At 65.2% G+C, this 19,888-nt stretch carries 18 protein-coding genes; 10 read left to right on the forward strand and 8 right to left on the reverse strand.

Going from position 1 to position 19,888, the window contains the following annotated elements:
* Positions 1–4: 4 nt before the first annotated feature.
* On the reverse strand, positions 5–2,044 hold the full coding sequence (locus VSX60_RS07015) for a 4Fe-4S binding protein (protein WP_327623430.1): 2,040 nt from the start codon (positions 2,042–2,044) through the stop codon (positions 5–7).
* Positions 2,045–2,154: 110 nt separating this feature from the next.
* Between VSX60_RS07015 and VSX60_RS07020 the strand changes: the two genes are divergently transcribed.
* Together VSX60_RS07020 and VSX60_RS07025 are read left to right on the forward strand one after the other, a co-directional pair.
* On the forward strand, positions 2,155–2,679 hold the full coding sequence (locus VSX60_RS07020; RefSeq protein ID WP_327623431.1) for a DUF3305 domain-containing protein: 525 nt from the start codon (positions 2,155–2,157) through the stop codon (positions 2,677–2,679).
* A complete protein-coding gene (locus VSX60_RS07025) occupies positions 2,672–3,364 on the forward strand; it encodes a DUF3306 domain-containing protein (protein WP_327623432.1) in 693 nt (230 codons plus the stop codon). The genes VSX60_RS07020 and VSX60_RS07025 overlap by 8 nt, the downstream gene beginning before the upstream one ends.
* 34 nt (positions 3,365–3,398) lie before the next feature.
* Here VSX60_RS07025 and VSX60_RS07030 read toward each other — a convergent pair whose 3' ends face one another.
* Positions 3,399–3,689 (reverse strand): DUF3144 domain-containing protein, encoded by a 291-nt coding sequence (locus VSX60_RS07030; protein ID WP_327623433.1) that lies wholly within the window; start codon positions 3,687–3,689, stop codon positions 3,399–3,401.
* Between the two features lie 122 nt (positions 3,690–3,811).
* On the opposite strand from VSX60_RS07030, the gene VSX60_RS07035 reads away from it, so the two are divergent.
* A complete protein-coding gene (locus tag VSX60_RS07035) occupies positions 3,812–4,978 on the forward strand; it encodes an Mrp/NBP35 family ATP-binding protein (protein WP_327623434.1) in 1,167 nt (388 codons plus the stop codon).
* A gap of 81 nt (positions 4,979–5,059) precedes the next feature.
* On the opposite strand, the gene VSX60_RS07040 is transcribed toward VSX60_RS07035, so the two are convergent.
* On the reverse strand, positions 5,060–5,308 hold the full coding sequence (locus VSX60_RS07040) for a sulfurtransferase TusA family protein (protein ID WP_327623467.1): 249 nt from the start codon (positions 5,306–5,308) through the stop codon (positions 5,060–5,062).
* Positions 5,309–5,352: 44 nt separating this feature from the next.
* Positions 5,353–6,609, reverse strand: coding sequence for a molybdopterin molybdotransferase MoeA (locus VSX60_RS07045; RefSeq protein ID WP_327623435.1), 1,257 nt, complete (start codon positions 6,607–6,609; stop codon positions 5,353–5,355).
* Positions 6,610–6,766: 157 nt separating this feature from the next.
* On the opposite strand from VSX60_RS07045, the gene VSX60_RS07050 reads away from it, so the two are divergent.
* Both VSX60_RS07050 and mobA read left to right on the forward strand, forming a co-directional pair.
* Entirely contained in the window at positions 6,767–7,660 is an 894-nt protein-coding gene (locus VSX60_RS07050) for a formate dehydrogenase accessory sulfurtransferase FdhD (RefSeq protein WP_327623436.1), read from the forward strand.
* On the forward strand, positions 7,650–8,279 hold the full coding sequence (gene mobA, locus VSX60_RS07055) for a molybdenum cofactor guanylyltransferase MobA (RefSeq protein WP_327623437.1): 630 nt from the start codon (positions 7,650–7,652) through the stop codon (positions 8,277–8,279). The genes VSX60_RS07050 and mobA overlap by 11 nt, the downstream gene beginning before the upstream one ends.
* Positions 8,280–8,282: 3 nt before the next feature.
* Here mobA and VSX60_RS07060 read toward each other — a convergent pair whose 3' ends face one another.
* The 4 genes from VSX60_RS07060 to VSX60_RS07075 form a co-directional block, all read right to left on the reverse strand.
* Positions 8,283–10,253, reverse strand: a complete 1,971-nt coding sequence (locus VSX60_RS07060; protein WP_327623438.1) for a molybdopterin biosynthesis protein — start codon at positions 10,251–10,253, stop codon at positions 8,283–8,285.
* Positions 10,250–11,377: a molybdopterin-binding protein gene (locus VSX60_RS07065; protein WP_327623439.1), complete on the reverse strand. Its 1,128-nt coding sequence runs from the start codon at positions 11,375–11,377 to the stop codon at positions 10,250–10,252. Before VSX60_RS07065 ends, VSX60_RS07060 begins: the two co-directional genes overlap by 4 nt.
* Positions 11,378–11,530: 153 nt before the next feature.
* Positions 11,531–12,301, reverse strand: coding sequence for an SDR family oxidoreductase (locus VSX60_RS07070; protein WP_327623440.1), 771 nt, complete (start codon positions 12,299–12,301; stop codon positions 11,531–11,533).
* Between the two features lie 14 nt (positions 12,302–12,315).
* A complete protein-coding gene (locus VSX60_RS07075) occupies positions 12,316–13,029 on the reverse strand; it encodes a GntR family transcriptional regulator (RefSeq protein ID WP_327623441.1) in 714 nt (237 codons plus the stop codon).
* Between the two features lie 183 nt (positions 13,030–13,212).
* Between VSX60_RS07075 and VSX60_RS07080 the strand changes: the two genes are divergently transcribed.
* The 5 genes from VSX60_RS07080 (at position 13,213) to VSX60_RS07100 (ending at position 19,871) form a co-directional block, all read left to right on the forward strand.
* On the forward strand, positions 13,213–14,472 hold the full coding sequence (locus VSX60_RS07080) for an ABC transporter substrate-binding protein (RefSeq protein WP_327623442.1): 1,260 nt from the start codon (positions 13,213–13,215) through the stop codon (positions 14,470–14,472).
* 92 nt (positions 14,473–14,564) lie between these two features.
* Positions 14,565–15,437, forward strand: a complete 873-nt coding sequence (locus VSX60_RS07085) for a branched-chain amino acid ABC transporter permease (protein ID WP_327623468.1) — start codon at positions 14,565–14,567, stop codon at positions 15,435–15,437.
* A gap of 9 nt (positions 15,438–15,446) precedes the next feature.
* Positions 15,447–17,966, forward strand: coding sequence for a branched-chain amino acid ABC transporter ATP-binding protein/permease (locus VSX60_RS07090; RefSeq protein ID WP_327623443.1), 2,520 nt, complete (start codon positions 15,447–15,449; stop codon positions 17,964–17,966).
* Positions 17,967–17,982: 16 nt separating this feature from the next.
* Positions 17,983–18,930, forward strand: coding sequence for a 3-hydroxyacyl-CoA dehydrogenase (locus VSX60_RS07095; protein WP_327623444.1), 948 nt, complete (start codon positions 17,983–17,985; stop codon positions 18,928–18,930).
* A gap of 11 nt (positions 18,931–18,941) precedes the next feature.
* Positions 18,942–19,871, forward strand: coding sequence for a 3-keto-5-aminohexanoate cleavage protein (locus tag VSX60_RS07100; RefSeq protein WP_327623445.1), 930 nt, complete (start codon positions 18,942–18,944; stop codon positions 19,869–19,871).
* Positions 19,872–19,888 lie beyond the last annotated feature (17 nt).

Here is a 19,888-nt window from a genome sequence, read left to right on the forward strand (position 1 = left end):
TCGGTCAGTCCTCGCTGAAGAAATCGTCGATCGACAGTCCGCGCTTGCCGGCCTCGAGATAATCGTCGGTGGTGCGAATTCGGGACCGGTGGGCGATCGCGAAGGGATCGCCACCGTCGGCGGCCAGGGCTTCGAGCCGACAGCTTTCGCACATCTGCAACAGCGCGACACGCTCCTCGCTCTGGAACATCCAGTGCTTGCCGCCGAGTTTCTCCTTGACCTTGTCAAGCATGCCGCGCGCCGCGAATGGTGTGCCGCAGCGGATGCATTCGGCCGGCTCGTCCTCGTTCAACGTCACTGGCTGCATGACGGTCGGCGCGAAATTATAGCGCGGCTCCAACGAAATCGCCGTCTCCGGGCAGGTGGCCGCGCAGATGCCGCACTGGACGCAGGCCGATTCGACAAACCGCAATTGCGGCTTGTCAGGATTGTCGCGCAGCGCGTCGGCGGGACAGGCCGAGACGCAGGCCATGCACAGCGTGCAGCGTTCCTGGTCGACGTTGATCGCGCCATAGGGGGCGGATTCGGGCAGCTGGATGAGGTCGGACTCCGCATGCCCCGCCTTGGCGAGGATCGCGATGGCGGCGCGCGCCACCTCGCGCTTGCCGCCCACCGGCGCAAAAGCCGTGCGCGAGATTTCCGCTGCCGGCTGCAGGTCGTACAGGGCCGATTCCACGAGATCGGGATCGCCTGCGTCGAGGACCCGGACACGGCCGTCGCCGAGCGCCATCCCGCCGGTCAATGCGTCGATAAGAGTGATTTCCTCGTTCAACGCATCCAACTCGCCCGCCTTACGCGGATCGACCAGCACTACCAGCGAGCGAAACCCGGCGGCCAGCGCCGAGGCCATCAGATCATGTCCGACGCCGGTTGCCGAGTGCAGTTCGAGCGGAATGACGTTGGCCGGCAGGCCGCGGCCGAGCCGCGCCATGGCATTGATCAGCGGCGCGCCATGCCCGCGATCGTGAATCAAGAGAACCGGCGATTTTCCACCCGCGGCGAGATAGGTCTGCGCCAGCGTCTGGACGCGCCCGACCAGTTGGGTGCGCGCCGGATAATCGTAGGAGACGGCGCCCGTCGGGCAATGGGCGGCGCAATTGCCGCAACCACCGCAGATATCGGCGTCGATCAGGACCTCGTCGCCCGCCGGCGCGATCGCGCTCGGCGGACAATTGTCGATGCATTTCGTGCAGCCGGTCTTTTTCGATCGCTCATGGGCGCAGATCGAGGCGTCGTAGGAGACATAGATCGGCTTTTCGAACTCGCCCTCATAGGCGCTCGCCTCGAAAACGGCGCGCATGACGGCGGCCGGATCACGCGGGTCAGCACGGAAGTAGCCGTCGCGCCCCGTCGGCCGCGGGAACAAGGCGGCGTCGCCGGTCATGTCGAACAGGACGCTGCAATTTGATTTGGCGCCATCGCGGGCGAGGCCGAACTGCGGCTCGCCGCGCGAAGAGGGCAGCATGGCCGCATAGCCATCGACGACGACGTCGAACGCCCCGAGCGAACCGTGCGCCATGGAGACCTTGCCGCGGAACACCGGAAAATCGAGAACGGCCGGCAGCAGAATATCGTCGGTTCCGGTCAGGAGCAGCGTGACCGAAAGGGTCCGGTTGAGCATCGCGGCGGCGTCGAAGGCCGCCTGCCCCTCGCCCATGACGAGGCACAGCCCGTCGCTGGCGATGGTGCGCAGACGGGCCGGCTTGATCGGCAGGGAGGCAGCGGCGATCAGCGCGGCCATCTTCGGCGCTGTCGACGTCTTGTCCGTCGTCCAGCCGGCGGTCTCGCGAATATTGACGAAGGCCGCGACCTCGCGTCCTCCCTCTTCCGCGACTTCGGCAAAGAGCGGGCTTTCCTGTGTACACGCGACGACAATCTCGTCGCCGGACTCCAGTGCGCCTTCGAAAACGCCGATCTGGCTGCGACAAAGATTGGTATGAACGGTCAGTTCCGTCTCGCCAAACGCGCGCGCAATGGCTTTCCCATCCATTTTCATGGACTTCTCGCAATTGCAGATCAGGACCCGTTTACTCTTTGCAGACATGGCTTCTCCCTTGTGAGCGAGCCTTAACACGTTATTCTATCGGCGGAAGCGCGCAAATGCGCCCGTCTCATACGAAAGGATGACCCTGTTTGGCCCGGGAGTTGACGATCATGTTGGGAGTGCTCGCCGAGAAGCGGCGATCGGTCTCGAAATGGGCGAAGGAGTACTGGATTCCGGTCGGTGTGACGCCCGCTTCCGGGAACTTTTCGGCCGGCGATGAACTTCTGCGCGACGACACCATGACCCGCTATTTCATGGGCGTCCACAATCTCACATGCCACGCCGCCGACACCGAGGCCTATGTCCATAATTTCAACAGCCAGACACCGGCCTTATTCGTCATCTTGCGACGCTCTGAGGACGATACCCACCCATTGCCGTGGTTTGTCCATTCGGTGACCGCCTCGCCCTATCTGGCGCAGGACTACGACGACAGCGCCGAGGACATCGTCGAGCGGGTCGCGATGCCGCCTGAAATTGCCGGGGCGATCATGGATTTCGTCGATCGCTATCACAAGGAAGAGGTGTTCAAGAAGCGGCGGCGCGACAAGCTCGATACGGACGCGCACAAATTCGGCCAGGAGCCGATCTTCCTTCATCGCGAGCGACCGGCTGGAGGCAAGTACGATGGTTGACGACGCCGGCAAGACAGAAGGCTTCTTGTCGCGCTGGTCGCGGCGCAAGCGCGAGCCCGACGAGATCGAACCGGCGGTAGAAATCGCGCCCGACGATGTCACGCCGGTCGTCGAAGCCGACTCGCCCGATCCGGAAGCGGAGGAGAACCGCATCGCCGCCGAAGCGGTCGACATCGATTCGCTGGTTCAGGGCGACGATTTTTCGCTCTTCCTTAGGCGCGGCGTTCCAGAGCTTTTGCGCAAGCAAGCCTTGCGGAAGCTATGGCGAACCAATCCCGTTTTCGCCAATCTCGACGGTCTTAACGACTATGACGAGGATTTCCGCAATCCCGCGCACAATGCCTACAAGTCCCTCTGGCAGGTCGGGCGCGGTTTTCTGAGCGTCGAAGAGCAGGAGATCCAGCAGGCGACCGGCCGCATGTCGCGCGACGTCATGGTTGACGAGCCGGTCGCCGGTGAAGCCGATCCCGTGGAGGAGATGCGCGACGCCGAAGCTCCAACGATTGCTGGCGACGAAGAAGGCGCAACGGCGGCGTCAACGGGCGAAGAAGAACCGCCCGTCGAGATCGCCATCGAAAGCGATGAGGCGGATGAACTCGCGTTCGCGCCTGTGCAATCTATCGAGCCGGAAGAGGCGGAACAGCCGCGACGGCGCGTGTCTATACGCAGCCGCCTGGAGGGGTAGGACTGAGGCTTCGGGGCCTCGTTCGGCCCTCCGTTCACACGTCCGGATCGGCCAGATGTGTCCGCAGCATTTCCTTGTAGATGCCCGCCATTTCCTCGACGTACACCTCGTGGTCTGCGACATCGCGGACATTGCGCCCGACATGGGCATTGTAGCGCGCCGCGGCATAGAGAAAGGCCATGTGAATGTCAGTCGCGGGGACCTTGCGATTGGCGCGGTTGGCGACATCGATGAATCGGTCGGCCAGCCTGACGAACGCCTCCGGGCTGCTGGTTTCCAGCGGTTCGCTCGCTTGCCCTTGCGTGCCATTTCCCTGCGACGGCATATCCGTGTCTCCTCCTGGCGCGTCCCGGCGGTCGGCATTATCTGCAATCACGAAGCGCGATTGGCCGCGCACCGCATTTGCCGTATGTGACGGTCCAGACTTCCATAACAGCGAGAGTTCAGTTGGCAATCAGCAAGGACAACATTCTGGAGCAGCTCAAGCGGGTCAAGGGACCCGACCTGAGCGGTAACATCGTCGATCTCGGCCTGGTCTCGGAAATTTTCCTCGCCGACGGCAAGGCGTTCTTTTCGCTGACGGTCCCGGCCGACCGTGCCGAGGAACTGGAGCCTCTGCGCGCCGCCGCCGAAAAGGCGGCGATGAACGCCGAGGGCGTCGAGAAGGCGGTCGTCGCGCTGACCGCCGAGCGCAGCGGCTCCTCCTCCGCGTCGGCTGTGCGTCCGGCACCGAGCGCCCAGCAAGCCGCCGCCGTGCCCCCGCCAATGGCGGCCCACGCCGCTCACGCCAGACCAACCCCGCCGGCAAAGGCCGGAGTTCCCGGCATCGGCGCGATCATCGCCGTCGCCTCGGGCAAAGGTGGCGTCGGCAAGTCGACCACTTCGGTCAATCTGGCCCTCGGCCTTCAGGCGAACGGGTTGAAGGTCGGCATTCTGGATGCCGACATCTACGGTCCCTCCATGCCCCGTCTGCTGCATATTTCCGGCAGGCCGCAGACGGTGTCCGGCCGCATTCTCAAGCCGATGGAGGGCTACGGCCTGAAGGTCATGTCGATGGGTTTCCTCGTCGATGAGGAAACCCCGATGATCTGGCGCGGGCCAATGGTCATCTCCGCGCTGACCCAGATGCTGCGCGAAGTCGAATGGGGCGAACTCGACGTGCTCGTCGTCGATATGCCGCCCGGCACCGGCGATGCCCAGCTGACCATGGCCCAAAACGTGCCGCTGGCCGGCGCGGTCATCGTCTCGACGCCGCAGGATCTTGCTCTGATCGACGCGCGCAAGGGCCTCGCCATGTTCCGAAAGGTCGATGTCCCGATCCTCGGCATCGTCGAGAATATGAGCTATTTCATCTGCCCGAGTTGCGGCAGCCAGCATGACATTTTCGGCCATGGCGGAGCGCGCAAGGAAGCGACACGAATCGGTGCGCCGTTCCTCGGCGAAGTGCCCCTCGACATGGCCATCCGCGAGACGTCCGACGGCGGCACGCCGATCGTCGTTTCCGATCCGGACGGCGCACATGCGAAAATCTATCGGGAGATCGCCGAGAAGGCATGGACCAGGGTGTTGGAGGAGCGCCAGATGAGCGGCGGGCCGTCGATCGTCTTCGAGTAAGGCCTCCGCGCGGCGCCTGAGCTGAGCCGGGCCGGGCCGGAAGCGGGCAAACCCCCGTCCGACCGGTTCGGTTTTCGCGCCCTACCCCGGTACAGCGGCTTCCTGGCGCTTTTCGATCAGGAAAACCACGCGGTCTTTACCCCGATCGGTGATCTCGACGCTATCGCCGGTCTCGCGGATCAGATTCGGGATGTCGATCGTCGCCAGCGGATCGCTGCAATGGACTTCGAGGCGATCGCCCGCGGCGAGACCGCCGAGCGCCTTGCGGGTTTTCAGGGCCGGCCAGGGGCATTTCAGACCGACGAGATCGAGTTTGGTTGTAACGGGCATGGCGGGCAAGTTGGCCGAGGCGATCGGCGTCGTCAATCGCTTTGTCAGTAGAGGCTCGAATAGGGAATGAAGCCCACGATATCGCCCTGCTGGATCTGCGTCACGTCCTCGGCAAGCTCGATGAGCCCGTCCGTCTCGACCAGCGACGAAAGCAGGCCGGCACCTTCGCGGGGAAACTTCACGGCTTCCACCGACCCATTAGCGGCAGGGCGCAGGTTGACGCGCACATATTCGCGGCGGTCCTTTTTCTTCTTATAGGAAAACGCTGTCCGGACCGGCGTCGAGACGATCGGCTTGGGCCCGGCTCCGGAAAGCGCCAAAATCGCCGGTCGCGCGATATAGGCGAAGGTGACGAAGCTCGCCACCGGATTGCCCGGCAGCCCAATGAACGGCGTCCCGTCAATAACGCCCATCGCCACCGGGCGTCCCGGCTTGATCGCGACGCGCCAGAACACCAGCGACCCGGCGCTTTCCACCGCGTCTTTGACGAAATCCGCCTCCCCTGTCGAGACGCCACCGGAGGTCAGGATCAGATCGTGCGCCGATGACGCCTTGCTCAGTGTGTCCGTGATCGCGGCCCGATCATCCGGCAGAATACCCAAGTCGGTGATCGCACAGCCGAGCCGCCCGAGCATCGCCATCAGCATGAACCGGTTGGAATCGAAAAGCTGCGTCGGTCCACGCGGTGTGCCGGCGGCAACGATCTCGTTGCCGGTCGAGAACACCGCGACGCGGACACGGCGGCTGACGTCTACCCGGATCTCCCCCAGCGCGGCGGCGAGGGCGATGTCTTGGGGACGCAGGCGACGGCCGGCTTTCAAGACGACCGCCCCCGCTTCGACGTCCTCGCCCACGGGCCGCATATTGGCGCCGATCGTCAGACCGGCGGGAAGGATCACCGCGCCGGAATCGCCGAGCCGCACATCCTCCTGCATAAAGACCGTATCGGCGCCGGCCGGCATCGGCGCACCGGTGAATATCCGTACGGCCTCACCGGGCGCTACGGTGACCCTCTCCCCCGAACCCGCCTGGACCCGTCCGCTGATCTGAAAGCCGCGCTCCCCTGTCGCCGGAAGGTCGACGCCACGCATGGCATAGCCGTCGACGGCGGAATTGGCATAAGGCGGCAACGCTATCGACGCGATCAGGTCACGGGCGAGAATCCGTCGGTCCGCGTCACAGAGTGGAATCGATTCGGTTTCCGCCAGCGGCAGCACCCGCGATGTGATCAGTGCGACCGTCTCGGCCACCGTCATCATCGGTCTGCCGAATGCGAAGCAATCGTCCGAAAGTTGAGCCATCGTCTAAAACCCGTATTCGTCGCGCCATCGCCGGGAATGACCGGGCGCCCTGTAATGCGCACTATATGACATGGTAACAACACGCTAACCTTATGCCGCAATCTTCCGCGGCCGGCGACGCCGCCCACTCACATCATAGACTGGCAATAGGAACACCATGCAGGAATTGAAGGATCGCGCCTCGGTCGGCGTCGTCATGCCGGATCCCGGCAACGCGCGCCTGACGGAGCGGGTGACGGGCATCGACCAGACCGGCGCGCCGGTGGAACTCAGCGTCCCCGTCGAGCGCGCGCTGACGCTCTATCTCAACGCCCAGGAGATCGTCACGATGATGACGATCAACGACTATCCGGATTATCTGGCGCTCGGCTATCTGTTGAACCAGAACATGCTGAAGCCCGACGATGTCGTCACCAGCGTCGAATATGACGAGGATCTCGAGGTGGTGGTCGTCAGGACCGAGCGCGGCACCAATTACGAGCAAAAGCTGAAAAAGCGGACCCTGACATCGGGATGCGCGCAGGGCACCGCATTCGGCGACCTGATGGAGGCGCTGGATGACATCGAGCTGCCGACCGCGGAGCTCCGCACCTCGTGGCTCTACGCGATGACGAAAACGATCAACACGACCCCCTCGCTGTATCTGGAAGCCGGAGCGATCCACGGCTGCGTCCTTTGCGTGAAGGGCGAGCCGGTCTGCTACATGGAGGATGTCGGGCGGCACAACGCAGTCGACAAGATCGCCGGCTGGATGTTCAGCCACAAGATCGATGCGGCGGACAAAATCCTCTACACCACCGGCCGGCTCACCTCGGAAATGACAATCAAGACCGTGCGGATGGGCATCCCGATCCTGGTTTCGCGCTCCGGCTTCACCGCCTGGGGCGTGGCGCTGGCGCGGCAGGTCGGCCTGACGCTGGTCGGCCGTGCGCGGGGCAAGCGTTTCGCGGCGCTGTCGGGCGATGACCGGATCGTCTTTGACCAGGACATCGCGACCGTCGAGGACGAACCCTCGCGCAGCAAGCGAAAAGGCGCCGGCTATGACGAGTGATGCGACATTGCCGATCGGCGTCATCCTCGCCGGCGGTTTGGCGCGGCGTATGGGCGGCGGCGACAAGCCGATGCGGGCGATCGGCGGACGCACCATCCTGTCGCATGTCGTCGATCGCCTCGCGCCGCAATGCGCCGAACTGATCCTCAACGCCAATGGCGACCCGGCCCGCTTTGCGGCCTTCGACCTGCCGGTGGTCGCCGATACACTCGAAGACTTCCCCGGACCGCTCGCCGGCATTCTGGCGGCGCTCGACTGGACCGCGGAGAATCGGCCCGGCGCCGCATGGGTCGTAAGCGTGGCGGGCGATTGTCCGTTCCTGCCGCGCGATCTCGTTGCCAGTCTTGAGGAGGCTCGGGAGGCCGAGAACGCCGACCTAGCGGTCGCCGCGTCCGGAGGCTGGTCGCATCCGGTGATCGGTCTTTGGAAGGTGGCGTTGCGCGACGAATTGCGCGATGCCCTTGTCGGCGAAGACATGCGCAAGATCGACCGATGGACGGCGCGCTATCGCCTGGCGACCGTTGCCTGGCCGAACGAGCCCGTCGATCCGTTCTTCAACGCCAATACGGTAGAGGATCTGGGCGAAGCCGAAGCTCTGGCGACCCGTCTCGCCGATTGACAATCAGGCGGGCCGAAAACCCGCCTGTTTCAGCGCCTCGCGGCCTTCCGGCGCTTGCAGCGCCGACAGGAACGCCTGGACCGCGCTCCGCTGTTTCCGCGCCGAAACCAGCACGAAATCATAAGACTCCTCGGTGAGTGGGATGAAGCTGAGCCCCGCCGCTTGCGCCACCGGCTCGATCGTCACGCCCCAGTCGGCACGTGCTTGCGCGATCGCGGCCGCCACCGCGTTGTGCGAGCGCGGCTGGTTCCAGTAGCCGTCCGGACGATTTTGGCCCAGCAGCCGGTCGATCAGAATCCGCGTGCCCGCACCCTGATTGCGGTTGACCATCAGGCATTCCGGATCGGCGAGTGCGTTGGCGACGGCCTCGTTTGCGCCAGCGCCCTCGAAACGCGGGTCGCCGAGGCGGAACGCAATCCCCTGCATGCGCCGCCAGCCGGGAACGAGTTCCAGGCCTTCGACCAGGAACGGCGTGTTGTAGCTGTCGGTTTCAGGATCATAGAGATGGATCGGCGCAAGATCGCACTCGCCGCGCTTGGCCGCAGCAAGGCCGCCCAGACTGCCGACCGCGAGGGAGCGGACCGTCAGCCCGTCGCGGGCCAGCGGCGCCAGGATCGGGTCGAGGCCGGTGCAGTGGCTGCCGATGATGACCAGATCGGGAATCCGCACATGCGGCGTGAACACCGTGACCTCTGCTTGCGCCCCGGCGGGCAGATGATCGGCCAGCGCTTCGATACGCAAAAACCCGTCCGCTTGGGAAAACGAGGTGATGGCGCCGGATCCCTTTCCGGTCGGATAGGCGATCAACCCGTCATCGCTCTGAATGAGCGACACCATCGCGAACTCGGTGCGGCCCAGTTCGGACGCGATCCGCACGGGAACGCGCACTGATACCCGCGTCTCGGCGCGCGGCGGCAGGCCGGCCATGCGCCGCAGGATCGGCGCGATCATGTCGTGAAAGGTGAACATCGCGGATGTCGGGAACCCCGGCAGGATCACCACCGGCTTGTCGTCGCAGACCGCCAGACAAAGCGGCTTTCCCGGCTTCAGCGCGACGCCATGCGCGATGATCCCCGGTTCGCCCAGCCTATCGACGATGCGATGACTGACGTCGCCGGCGCCCTTCGATGTTCCGCCAGATAGGATGACCATGTCGTGCGTTTCCAGCGCCGCGCGCATCGCGGCTTCCAGCTTTTCCTCGTCGTCGGGAAACGCGCCGAGGAAATCCGGCACGCCGCCATTCTCGAAAATGGCCGCGGCGACGATCGCGCCGTTGGTATCGTAGACCGACGCTGGACCGAGCGGCTGTCCCGGCTGCACGAGTTCGTCGCCGGTCGACAGGACCGCCACCTTGACCTTCCGCACCGTCTCGACGCGGGCAATCCCACAGGCGGCGAGCATACCGATTTCGCGCGAGCCGATGCTGGTCCCCGCACGCAGCAGCAATTCGCCGCGCGCGATGTCCGAGCCCGCATAGGAAATGAACTGGCCGGCCGAGGCGGCGCGGCGGACTTCGACCGCCCCGTCTTCAAGGGGCTGCGTGTGCTCGACCATGACGATCGCGTCGGCCCCGCGCGGAACCATCCCGCCCGTCGAGATCGGCGTGGCCGTGCCGCTGGGCACCGACAATTTCGGAGCAATGCCGCAAGCGAGCGTCTCGGGATTGAGAGCCAGACGCGCAGGCTTGGCCTGGCCGCAGGTCGCCAGATCACCCGACTGCACCGCGAACCCGTCGACATTGGACCGATCGAATGACGGCACGTCGACGGGCGAGACGATATCGGCCGCAAGCACCCGGCCCAGAACGTCCTGAAGCGCGCATTGCTCGCTCGCCAACGCGCGCGGGAATACAGCCGCTTCGAAGCGTTGAAATGCCTCTTCGCGTGACAGGATCGACAGGAACTGCTCCTGCTCCACGCCCCCGCTGCGGGCGGTGGCCGGGGCGTTCGACGCGATTGTGAAATTCTTCGTCATGGCTCCTCATGGAGAGAAAATCCGGCAACCGGCGTACCAGCGGCATGGCCTTCGCTCATCGCGGGAATCAGGCACCATGCGTCGGCCGACACAAGCTGCGCCGGCGACAGGGCGCCGACCGAAAGCGGCGTCCAGGCGCGTTCCGTCTGCTTCAGTAAAACGATCTCCGTGACTCCGATTCCCGACGATATCTTGCGCGCCAGCGGCATGGATACCGGGTCTCGCCGTCTCGCTCCAGTCAACACGCGAAGAATCGGCTCGACAAGGGCCAGCCAGACCGCCAGCCCCTGATCCGGCTGCCCCGGCAAGGCGATCACCGGAATATGCCCGGCCCTGCCGAAGGCGGCGGTGCGCCCAGGTTGCAGCGCGATCCCGTGGGCGAAGCGTTCGCCGGCCTGAGCAATGGCGGCCGCCGTGTGGTCGTTCCGGCCCGCGCCCGTTCCACCGACGAGGACGATCAGGTCCGCAGGTTCGTCCAGAATGCCGTTCGCGGTGGAGGCCACATCGCGCTTGCACGAGACGCGCGCGACATCGGCGCCTGCCGCTCTGGCCCGCGCCGCGGCGAAATCGGCGGTGAGGCGCGCGGCATGGGCGGATTCCAGATCGATCAGGCGGACCAACGGCCGCCGCACGGGTAAACTCGCGAAACCGCCCCGCCGCGCGCAAAGAATGTCGAAGGCAGAGATCCTGCGCCCAGGGGTTGCCGGCAACTGCCCCACCGCGATGTCCTCGCCGGCGCGGCGCAGACCCTGTCCCGGAATGGCGTCGGTGAGGACCTGGACGAGCGGCGCTTGCGTATCGACCCCGTGAGCGTCGACAACGCAGTCGCATCCGTCCGGCAGGGCGTCGCCAACCTCGACCCAGACCGGGGGAACCGCCGGAACCGCGGGCGCGAAAGACGAGGCGCCGATCAGATCCCGCGCCACCAGTGCCCAGCCGTCGACCGCCGCTTCATCGCGCGGCGGACAGGCGTGCGCAGCCGGTGCGGGCTCCGCGGCGATCGCGCCGATCGCGTCATCAAGCCGCAGATCGACCGGCGCGACCGGCGCCAGCCCATCCAACAGCCAGTCCCGGACCACATCGAAAGCGGCCAGAGCCCCGCAGGTTTCCTCGAAAGACGTCATTTTCCCCGCGTCTCAGATAGCGACCCGCCCCATATAACAGCGATCGTTTGCAGGCATATCCCAATCACGGCGATTTCCGGAAAGCGCGGACGGAGGACGTGGGCGGTCGGTTCGAGACAGGGCGCCGTCGGTGTCTGGCCCGAAGCTCAGGCGTCAGACCATCATCTGCGCGTCGCCGTCGATGCTCAGGGCCTGTCCGGAAATACTCGAACCTTGCGCAGATGCCAGGAACACCGCCATCGCCGCGAGGTGCTGCGGCGGAATGAGCTTTCTGAGCGACGTCACCGCGAGAGCCGCCGCCTCGACCTCCTCGTAACTCTTGCCGAGCGCGGCCGCCTTGTTGGCGAACACCGATTGGATGCGCGGTCCATCGACGGAGCCGGGCAGGATCGCGTTGACGCGAATGCCGAACTCGCCGAGCTCGATGGCCAACGACTTGGTGAAGCCGACGACGGCCCATTTCGACGCGGCGTAGGGAGTGCGCATGGAAAACCCCAGCCGCCCCGCCAGCGACGCCAAGTTGACGATACTGGCGTTCGAACTCCGCTTGAGCAGCGGCACGGCCAGCCGGGTGCAGTTGAACTGGCCGGTGATGTTGACGTTAAGGGTCTGGTCCCACGCCTCGGGATCGATGCCCTCGACCCGCCCCGTCGGCCCGGCGATGCCGGCATTGTTGACCAGAACGTCGAGCCCCCCGAGCGTCTTCTCCACTTCCGCGAACAGCCGCGCAACATCGCCGCGATCCGAGACGTCGGCCCGGCTGGCGGTGACGCCCTCGAGGTCGGTTCCGGCCCCCTCCCCGTCGCTGATGTCGCAGTAATGCACGCGCGCGCCCCCGGCCTGGAAGGCTCGCACCATCTCCAGCCCGATGCCCGACGCGCCCGCCGTCACCAACACCCGCAAACCGGTAATGTCCGATACCATCGTCACTCTCGTTCTCAGATTGAGGCAGACGGCAGATTGCCGTTCGCCAGGATGAAATCCGCCGCGTCCCGGATATCCGCCGCCACGGCGGCGCGGGCCTCATCGGCCTGCCTTGCCTTCAGCGCCGCGATGAGCCGGGCATGGTGCTTGTGGGCCTCGACCTCTTTCAGCCGGCGCCCGCTGGCGCGCAGATCGAGGTTGATGACCGGCCCGACCTGGAGCCACAACCCGTCGATGATCTGTTGCAGTTGCGGCATGCCCGCCGCCGCATAGACGGCGAAATGCAGTTCCTTGTTGGCCTTCAGTGCGACCGCACCGTCAGGGTCGCGGTGCCGGCTCTCGGCGGCAAAGCGTTCGTGATGGGCGCAGGCGGCGGCGATCTGCGCGGCGTCGGCCCGTTCCGCCGCGAACTGAGCGGCGAGACCTTCCACTTCCATGCGGATGATCGTCAATTCGCTGAACCGCTCGCGGGTCATGATCGGGACCCGAATCGCCCGGTTCGGTAGGATTTCCAGCGCCCCTTCCGCCGATAGCCGGCCGACTGCCTCGCGCACCGGCATCGGACTGGTGCCGACGGCCTCGGCCAGGCCGCGCAGCGTGAACTTCTCGCCGGGCGCCACCTGCCCCGCCAGAATCAGCTCCCGCAGATCACGGTAGACGTGCTCTCCGAGCGTGACCCGCGACACCCGCGGCATCTTGTCGGCGATACCCGTCTCGACGACGCTCATGAAATAAATTCCTCGTTTGCCAACCTTATGGCTGGACTCAGACACGAAAGCACGTTTTCCTAGATGTGTCATGTGTGATCACAAATGACAATCTGAGTGGAGGGACAACAGGCCGTCCCCGCGGGTCCCGCGGATCACGAGCCGAGGGAGCCCCTTCAGACGGATCCATTGGGAGGAAGAAGAATGTCCAGTTCGCATATCCGGCCCCACCGCAGACAGGTCATCAAGGGCATCGGCACGGCGGCGCTCGTCGCCGGTCTCGGAACGCCCTTTATCGCCCGGGCACAAAGCGAGGTCGTCAAGATCGGCCATCTGACGCCGCTGACCGGCTTTCTCGGGCCCCTCGGCGAATATGCCCAGCTCGGCGTCCAGCTGGCGGTCGAGGAACTCAACGCCGCCGGCGGCATCGACGGCCGCCAGATCGAGCTCCTGATGGAGGACAGCGTCAATCCGGCCACGGCGTCGACCAAGGCCGAGCGCTATATCACCCGCGACAACGTCGCCTGCATCATCGGCGAAATCAGCTCGGCGTCCGGCCTCGCGATCGCGCAGGTCGTCGAACGGAACAAGAAGCTGTTCTTCAACACCGGCTGCAACTCCGATGCCCTGCGCGGCAGCGACTGCAGCCGCTACATGTTCCACGTCGAGGCGTCGAACTCCCAATATGTGAAGGGTGTCGGCTCGGCTTTCCTGCGCGACGGCCTCATCGACGGCAAGAAGATCTACTTCCTCACCGCCGACTACGCCTACGGCCAGGATCTTTCCCGCGTCGGCAAGAACTTCATCGAGGCCAACAACGGCACGGTCGCATGGGAGGATCTGGTTCCGACCGACGCCACCGATTTCAGCGCCTACATCCTGAAGATCCGGCAGGCGAAACCCGATCTCATCATCTCCAACCTCGCCGGAAATCAGATCACCAATTTCGTCAAGCAGTATACCGAGTACGGCCTCGACTTTCCCTATGGCGGTTTCGGCTTCGACACCGCCGTCGCCTGGGGCGCCGGCAAGGGCAATTTCGGCGGCGAATGGCCGGTGGTCTGGCATCACAAGCTGGAGAACCCCGGCGCGCAGGCGTTCGTCCAGGCCTTCACCGCCAAGTGGGGCAAACCGCCAGACAACCAGGCCTGGGGCGATTATCTCGCCACCAAGCTCGTCGCGCAGGCGATGACCGAGACCAAATCGACCGAGACCGACGCCGTTCTGGAGTATTTCGAGGGCGAGCCGAAACTCGACATCCTGAAGGCGCGCGAGGGATATTTCCGCAAGCGTGACCACCAGCTCATCCAGGAAATGTACACGATGACGGCCAAGCCGATCGATCAGCTGGAGGACGAGTGGGATCTGATGCTGCTCGGCGCGGCCGTGCCGGGCGAAGGCGACGATCTGGAGGCGATCGCGCCGACCGAGGCCGAGAACGCCTGTAGCTTCGACGCCGCATAGGCCCGTCGTATCGGGTTCGTCGGCGCGGCGCCGCTCGTCGCGCCGACGGGTTTTGAAGTCTTCCGATCATCGCTGAGGGTCGTACCTTGCCCCTGGAAGCCGTCTTTGTCCTCGAACAGGTCGTCAACGGCCTGTTCGTCGGCGTCAATTATCTGCTGATCGCACTCGGCCTGTCGCTGATCTTTTCGCTCGGCGGCATCGTCAATCTGGCGCATGGCGGTTTCTACGCGATCGGCGCCTATCTGGTCGTCCTGCTGTTCGACACACTCGGTTATTCCGCCTTCGTGGCCGCGCCACTCTTGGTGGCCGTTATCGGCGTGGGGGTCGAACGGGTGTTCCTGCGGCCTTTCTACAAGGCCGATCCGGCGTTGAGCCTGCTGCTGACCTTCGGGCTTGCCATGGTCATCGAGCAGTCGCTCCGCATGATCTTCGGCGCGAGCCCCCGTCCCTTTTCGATCCCGCAATTTCTCAGCGGCCAGATCTTTATCGGCGACTTCATCTATTCGCGCTATCGCTTCGCCATCCTGATCGTCGCCACCGCCGCCGTGGCCGGTCTCTGGCTGCTCTTGCAGCGAACGCCGTTCGGCCGGATCGTGCGGGCCGGCATCCAGGCGCCCGACATGGTCGGCGCGCTCGGCATCTCCCTGAAGCCGTATCTGACCGCCGTCGCCGCCCTTGGCCTCGGCCTCGCCGGACTGGCCGGGACGATGATGGCGCCCATCACCGGCATTCATCCGGCGATGGGAGCGGAGATTCTCATCCCCGCTTTCGTGGTCGTGGTGATCGGCGGCCTGGGGTCGTTCTGGGGGGTGATCGTCGCAGCGCTCCTCGTCGGAGTGGTCCGAGGGCTGACCATCTATTTCTATCCGCCGGCCGCCGAAGCCTCGATGTACATCTTGATGCTGCTCGTGCTGCTCGTCAGGCCTCGCGGCCTGTTCGGCGAGCGGATCGCCAGGTTCGAGTAGGGCGCTCCCATGCTGTCACGGTCTCTCAACATCGTCATCGCATTGGCGGCGCTTGTCATCCTGCCATTCTTCATGGAAGCGATTGGTCTGACGGTCGATTCCGCCATCGACGTCATCGTGCTCGCCACAGCCGCGCTCGCGCTGAATCTTTTGTTCGGCTACACCGGGCTGATCTCCTTCGGCAACGGGCTGTGGTTCGGCATCGGCGTCTACGCCGCCGCGCTGGCCCATCTCCACTGGTTTCCCGACCAGATGCTGCTGCCCGCGCTGATCTCGATCGCCGCCGTTGCGGTCATGGCCACCGCCCTCGGCTTCCTCATCTTGCGGCGCAAGGGCGTCTATTTTTCGCTGCTGACCCTCGCCCTGACCGCCCTCGGCTACGCCATCGCATTTCGCTGGACGGAGGTCACCGGCGGTGAAAACGGCCTCGGCGGCATCACCCGTCCAAGCCCGTTCGGTCTCTCGACGGTGAACAGCGACTCCTATTACGTGCTCGCCGCCGTCGTGGTCTTCGCCGTATTCTTCGGACTGCAGCGCTTCGTCCGCTCGCCGATCGGCACGGTTCTCGTCGCAATCCGGGAAAACGAGGAGCGCGCGCGCTTCCTCGGCTACGCGACACCGTCCTACAAGCTGATCTGTTTCGTCGTCTCGGCGACTGTCACCGCCCTTGCCGGCGTCCTGTTCCTCTTCCATCACCGGTTCGCTTCGGCCGACCCCGTCTCACCGGCCTTTTCCGGCGAACTCCTCGCGATGGTGCTGATCGGCGGCTCGCGCAGCTTCCTCGGACCAGCCCTCGGCGCGCTGTTCTACGTCCTGTTCCGCGAGTTCCTGTCGCAATGGACCGGCGATTGGCTGTTCTATTTCGGCCTGCTGTTCGTCGGTTTCATCATGTTCTCGCCCTCCGGTCTCGTCGGCGTGGCCGGGCGCATCATCGGCCCGTTCCTGCCGAAGCGCACGGGCGCCGCCGCGATGGCCAACCGCAGCATCGCCGAAGGCGAACCGCTCCCCGCCTTTCTGCGCCGCAAGGATGCCGACCGCGAGCCGCTGCTTCGCGTCGCCGGGTTGGCCAAGAATTTTGGCTCCGTCCAGGCGGTGCGCGACGCAAGCTTCATCGTCCGCAATCGAACCCTGCATGCGCTGATCGGTCCCAACGGCGCCGGCAAGACGAGCGCGTTCAACCTCATCTCCGGCATGTTCGCGCCCAGTCGCGGCAAGGTGACCCTTGGCGATGAGAGCATTGCGGGCCTGCCGCCCGAGGCGGTCTGCCGCCGGGGTTTGGCCCGCTCGTTCCAGATCACCAATCTCTTCCCGACCCTCAGCGTCGAGGAGAACCTGCGACTGGGCGTCCAGGCCACCCACGCCAGCCGGTTCAATCCGTGGATCGGCGCGAAGGGGATCGCGGCGATCAATCAGGAGACTGCGGAGATCATCCGCTTTCTCGGCGTCCGCGGCATGGAGAGCGCCGAAGCGGGGGCGCTGTCCTATGGCGGACAGCGGGTGCTCGACATGGGGCTCGCCATCACCTCGAAGCCGCGCATGCTACTGCTGGACGAGCCGTTGGCCGGACTGGCCGCGGCGGAGCGCGAACGGATCGGCCGCCTGATCCGCCAGATCGCCGACGACATCCCGGTGCTCCTGGTCGAACATGACATCGACCGCGTCTTCGACCTGGCGGATGCGGTTACCGTGATGAATGGCGGCGAGGTCCTCGTCGACGGGAACGCGGAAGAGGTTCGCACCGACAAGCGCGTGCAGGACATCTATATCGGCTCGGGCGTCGCCGCGCTTGCCGCGCGCGAACTGGTCTCGGCCGCCCGGCCGGAACTGCTGCTCGGCCTCAAGGGGATCGATACCTTCTACGGCAAGAGCCAGATCCTTTCGGACGTCTCGCTGGACGTCCATCACGGCGAGATCGTCGCCCTGCTGGGCCGCAACGGGGCGGGCAAGACCACCTTGCTGAAGACGTTGATCGGCATCGCCCCGCCCGCGACGGGCGAGGCGACCTTGGCTGGCGAAAACATCGCCGGCCTTACCTCTGCAGAAATCGCGCGCCGGGGGGTCGGATACGTCCCGCAGGGCCGGGGGCTGTTTTCCGGCATGTCGGTGCGCCAGAATCTCGAATTGGGGCGCCTGCGGCGGCTGACCGGCAATGGCCGCCACTGGACCGAGGAGCGGGTGCTCGAATTCTTTCCCCGGCTTCGCGAACGGCTCGACATCGATGCCGACCGCCTGTCGGGCGGCGAGCAGCAGATGGTCGCGGTGGCCCGCGCACTCGTCGGCGACACCCGCCTGTTGCTGCTGGACGAACCGTTCGAGGGATTGTCCCCGGCGATCACCGAAGAGCTGTTCGATGCCTTCGACAAGCTGCGCAGCGAGGTTTCGATCCTGATCGTCGATCATCATCTCGATCTCGTGCTCAATCTCGCCGATCGGGTGACGGTGCTCGAACGCGGTCGCGTCGTGCATGAAGGACCAGCCCGGCCGCTGGCGCGCGATCTCGATCTGCGCCGGGAGGTCCTTTGGCTCTGAACGGCAAGGAGAATCCATGACCAAGATCGCCATCGTCGGTTGCGGCCTGATCGGCCGCGCCTGGGCCATCACCTTCGCCCGCGCCGGGCACGACGTCGCGCTGTTCGACCGCCAGGACGGCGCTCCCGAAAGCGCGCGGGCCTATATCGCCGAGGTCCTGCCATCATTGGCCGAATTCGACCTTTTGAACGGCGCGACGCCCGAGGCCGTGCTTCGCCGCATCGCCCTGGCGCCCTTCCTGCCCGCCGCGCTCGACGGCGCGGTGCATGTGCAGGAGAACACGCCCGAAGATCTGGCGATCAAGCGCGCGGTCTTCAGCGAACTGGAACAGCATGCCGACGCCGACGCGGTGCTCGCCTCATCGACCTCGGCGATCCTGCCGTCCTTGTTCAGCGAGCATCTTCGCACCCGTGAGCGCTGTCTGGTCGCCCATCCGATCAACCCGCCCTATCTCGTACCGGCCGTGGAAGTCGTTCCGGCGCCCTGGACCAGCGCCGACGCGCGCGATCGGACCGCGAGTTTGATGCGCCAGGCCGGCCAGTCGCCGATCGTGATGAAGCGCGAGATCGACGGCTTCGTCATGAACCGCATGCAGGGGGCGTTGCTCGAAGAAGCGTTTCGCCTCGTTCATGACGGCTTTGCCGATCCAGAGGACGTCGACATCGGCATTCGGGAAGGCTTGGCGCTACGCTGGAGTTTCATGGGGCCGTTCGAGACCATCGACCTCAACGCCCCCGGCGGCGTCCGCGACTACGTGACGCGCTACCAAGGCATCTACGAAACCATCGCGCCATCGCAGCGCCGGCGCGTCGATTGGGCCGGCCCGGTTATCGAGACGGTCGAAAAGGACCGCCGCGAGCGCTTGCCTGAAGACGAGTTAGGCGCCCGGCAGCAATGGCGTGACCGGCGCCTGATGGCCCTTGCCGCGCACAAGCGGCAATCCGACCGCGACATCAAATCCTGAAGGAGACGGCTATGGCCCAACGCAAAGTCATCATCACCTGCGCCGTCACCGGCGCAATCCACACGCCGACCATGTCGCCGCATCTGCCGATCACGCCGGATGAGATCGTCACCGATGCCGTGGCCGCCGCCGAAGCCGGCGCGGCGATCCTGCATCTCCACGCCCGCGATCCTGAGACCGGCAAGCCGGATCAGACGGTCGAGGCTTTCGCGCGCTTCCTGCCGCGCATCAAGCAACAGACCGGGGCGGTCATCAACATCACCTCCGGCGGCAGCCCCTACATGAAGGTCGAAGAACGCATCCTGCCGGCGGCGCGGTTCAAGCCGGAGGTCGCATCCCTCAACATGGGGTCGATGAATTTCGGCCTGTTTCACCTGCTCGACAAATACAAGGAGTTCCAGCATCCGTGGGAGAAGGAACACCTCGCCAACACGCGCGATCTCGTCTTCCGCAACACCTTCAAGGACATCGAGTACATCCTGGAGACCTGCTACGATAACGGCACGCGCTTCGAGTTCGAGTGCTACGACATCGGGCATCTCTACAATCTGAAGCATTTCCTCGACCGGGGTCTGGTGAAGCCGCCGCTGTTCGTGCAGTCCGTCTTCGGCCTGCTCGGCGGGATCGGGCCGCACCCGGAAGACGTCATGCACATGAAGCGGACGGCCGACCGGCTGTTCGGGGATCAGTATCGCTGGTCGGTACTCGGCGCCGGCCGTCACCAACTGGCCATCGCCGCACAGGCCGCGGCGATGGGTGGAAATATCCGCGTCGGACTGGAGGACTCGCTATGGGCCGGTGCCGGCAAGCTGGCGACCTCGAATGCCGATCAGGTTCGCCTGGCCCGCTCCATCATCGAGGGCCTGGGGCTGGACGTGGCCTCGCCCGACGAAGCCCGCGAAATCCTGCAGCTCAAGGGCGGCGACAAGGTCGACATCTGATCCCTGCACCCGCCCGG

The sequence above is a fragment of the Aurantimonas sp. A3-2-R12 genome (assembly GCF_036016755.1).
Lineage (GTDB): Bacteria > Pseudomonadota > Alphaproteobacteria > Rhizobiales > Rhizobiaceae > Aurantimonas > Aurantimonas coralicida_A.